At 62.5% G+C, this 3,108-nt stretch carries 4 protein-coding genes; all 4 read right to left on the minus strand.

Annotated features, from left to right (window positions below; translation table 11 throughout):
• The coding region (locus WBV42_RS13270; protein WP_423986447.1) for a DHH family phosphoesterase at positions 1-707 on the minus strand (707 nt) is incomplete at its 3' end.
• Positions 708-774: 67 nt separating this feature from the next.
• Positions 775-1,614 (minus strand): SDR family oxidoreductase, encoded by an 840-nt coding sequence (locus WBV42_RS13275; protein WP_423986448.1) that lies wholly within the window; start codon positions 1,612-1,614, stop codon positions 775-777.
• Between the two features lie 42 nt (positions 1,615-1,656).
• Entirely contained in the window at positions 1,657-2,088 is a 432-nt protein-coding gene (locus tag WBV42_RS13280; RefSeq protein ID WP_423986449.1) for a DUF5791 family protein, read from the minus strand.
• On the minus strand, positions 2,066-3,108 hold a 1,043-nt coding region (locus WBV42_RS13285; RefSeq protein ID WP_423986450.1), incomplete at its 5' end, for a DUF7286 family protein. The genes WBV42_RS13280 and WBV42_RS13285, both read right to left, overlap by 23 nt.

A 3,108-nucleotide genomic window follows, 5' to 3' on the forward strand; every position in this document is an offset into this window, starting at 1 on the left:
AACTCCGCCGCCGAACAGCCGTTCGTCAGGTGTTTCGTGTCGGACTGTATCCCGTACAGCAAGCCGGTGGCGATGTGGGACGGGAGAACGAACTCGTCCTCAGGTGGAATTTCGTCCGGACCGACGGGTGTCGCTCCGAGGTCCTCGAAGTACTCCGCGACGATGGTCGAACACGCACCGTACTTCGTTCGCTTGTCCGTGAACACCTCGCCGGTACCGTTTCCTGGATGGTGGTCGACGACGGCGTACGGTTCGATCCGTTCCGCGCCGTTGAATCCGCGCGGAGTGTTATGATCGACGAGAACGATGGTAGAAGCAGCGAGGTCGGTTACGTGTTCGACGCGGTCGAGTTCGAGGTCGAGAATGGTTCGGAACGCGCGGTTTTCCTGATGCCGTATCTGTCCGGTATATTGCAGTGTTACGTCCGTTCCGACCGTTTCCGCGAGATACGCGATTGCGATACCACACGCCATCGCATCCGGGTCGGGATTGGGGTGCAACAGGACGACGAGTTCGTCCCGTTTCGCTAACGCCCGTTTGAGCCGAGCCCCTTTCGGTCGCCGAATCCAGCGGACGACCAGCCACGCCGACACCACCAACACGATCGCGCCGAGGACGCCCCCGACGACCAACATCGGATTGTCGGAACTGTAGAGTTGCGCACTTCGGAACAGCCCCTGAACCGACTGGTCGGCCCGTAACTCCATACCCTCGAAGTCGATAGGGGAAACCAAGAACTTTTCCCAACGGTTACAGGTGTCAGACGATTCGGAACTATTGATACGTGTCAATTGCCGCCCGATACCCCTCTCTGTACGTCGGATAGCGGTATTCGTAGCCCATTTCGCGGAGTTTTTCGTTCGAACAGCGCTTGCTCGCTCGCGCCCGCTCGCTCGTCGGTTCGGCCCGCGGCGGGTGGGAAACGCCACATTCGTCCGCGAGCCAATCCGCCAGCACCGGTTTCCGGATGGGTTCGTCGTCCGTCGCGAGAACGACCTCGTTCCGTCCGTTCCCGGTTTCGAGGAGGTATCGAATCACGCCCGCCGCATCGTCGCGGTGGATCACGTTCAGATATCGGTCGGAGACCGCCCCCTCCAGATACTGCTCCAATCGATAGCGATCCGGGCCGTACAGGCCCGAGAACCGAGTGATCGTCCATTCCCATCCGCGGTCCTCCTGCACGATTTCCTCGGCCTCGGCCAGAATCTCCTCCCGTTCGGTTCGTGGCTCCAACGGTGTCGATTCGTCCACCCACTCCCCGTCCCTGTCGCCGTACACTCCCGTACTCGACGTGTAGACGATTCGCTCGGGCGGCGAATTCCGACCCGCGAAGTGGTCGAGGGTCGTCCGCAATCCATCGACGTACGCCGTCCGCGCCGCCTCCGAGTCGCGGCCGTCCGCGCTCACCGCGTAGACGAGCACGTCCACGTCGGGAATCGACGCGAGGGAATCCGCGTCCGTCACGTCCGCCTGTACGGCGTCCGCACCGACCTCCTCGACCGCCCGAAGACCGTCCTGAGACCGCCGAACACCGACCACGTCGTGTCCATCCGCGAGCAGTCCACGCGCGAGTGCAAGACCGACGTAGCCGCAACCGAGTACTCCGACGTTCATATCCTTCCTTCGAACGGTACGCGGATAACTTCCCTGAAACTGCTATCGGTCGTTTCGTTTGGCGATAGCGTGGTGGATGCGCGCGTACTCGTCCAGCGTCATCGGTCCTCGCCCCTCGATTTTCTTTTGGATAGCGCGCGCTTCGAGGTCGCCGTCGATCTCCCTCGCGAGCGTGTCGATGTCCACTACGCCCGTCGTCATTCCCATCAACAGGTGGTCGCGGACTTCGAGAAGGATCGAGTCCGAATCAGGCATTCCGTCCAAAGTCGCGAGGATCGCGGCAGCGTCTTCGAGCGTCATGTCGACCTGCTCGCCGTCGGCGATCGATTCGACCATTTCCGGGTCGAGGTCCGTCCGGTCTACCACTTCGTCGTGACCGACCGACGTGATCGTCTCCGCGAGTTCTGCCAAGTACTCCTCGTGCAACCTCGTCGGCGTCGTCTCGCCGGGGTCATCTATCTCGTCGTAGAGCATGGTCGTCACGAAGGACGCGGGCGTCAAATGGATTGTCACTCCGGTTTCCCCATCCGGATGAGCGTTCGTCGGCGTTCCCGTCCACGTCACCCACACCAGTCTTTCCCGGCGGGACCGCGACGATGACGGTCGTTCCCGTATCGAACGAAACCGGCGTCGTCCGTCCAACGGTCTCCTTGGTACCATCGCCGTCGGCGTCCAACCGAACGACTCCGGCCTGTCGGCAGTACGCGACCGACGCACCCGGCGAGGTCGGCGCTCCCTCGCGGGCACGGACCGTAAACCGAGCGTACGTCCCCGATACGTCCACCTGCCATACGTTGACCGTGGCGTACCAATAGCCGGGAACCGGCGTGACCGGTAGTCCCGCGGGCATGTTCGCCATCGTTTCGTTGATCGATTCGTTCAACCGCCGCCGAACGCGCTTCTCGATGTACCCCTGGGCCGCCCCTTTCAGTTTCTCGGTCAGCACCGTTCGAGCGGCCTTCACGACCGGTTTGACGCTCGATTCTTTCACTCCGTCAGCGTTCTTCCGTGCGGATTCAAGGGCGAAACGAATTCGGAGCGTCACCGCATCGCGTTGCATCTGTGTCCAGTGTTTCCCCCCGCCAGACTGCAGTTCGATCGCTCGTGCGATACTCGTGGCGGCGGAACCGTTCGTCACGGCGATCGCCCGGTCGGCCGTCGTTCGCCAGCGTGCCATGCCTCGATGAACTGCCGCACGGGATTCCGAATCGGATAGATCGACCGCATCGCTCGTGGCGAGTTCCGTTCCCAAGTGTCGCTCGATATCGTCGAGCGACGCGTCGAGGTTGCGCTGTAGTTCGTCCCGCTGGCGGCGGAACGACGCATTCGCCCCACCGGCGAGCGTTTCGTTCGCGGCCCGCAGGGCGAAGCCAGCCTTTCGAACGCTCACCCGTTTCGGCTCCCGTCCGTCCGGCAGCAACGACGTGATCGTGTCCGAGATGTCGCCCGACGGGACGGTGAACAGATTGACGTTTCGCGCCGCGAGCGGGTAGG

It is taken from the genome of Haladaptatus sp., from assembly GCF_049589095.1.
Lineage (GTDB): Archaea > Halobacteriota > Halobacteria > Halobacteriales > Haladaptataceae > Haladaptatus.

Excerpts from the sequence above, each read along its gene's own strand:
- WBV42_RS13275 (WP_423986448.1), bottom strand. The coding sequence starts at position 1,614 with ATGAACGTCGGAGTACTCGGTTGCGGCTACGTCGGTCTTGCACTCGCG.
- WBV42_RS13280 (WP_423986449.1), bottom strand. The coding sequence starts at position 2,088 with ATGCTCTACGACGAGATAGATGACCCCGGCGAGACGACGCCGACGAGG.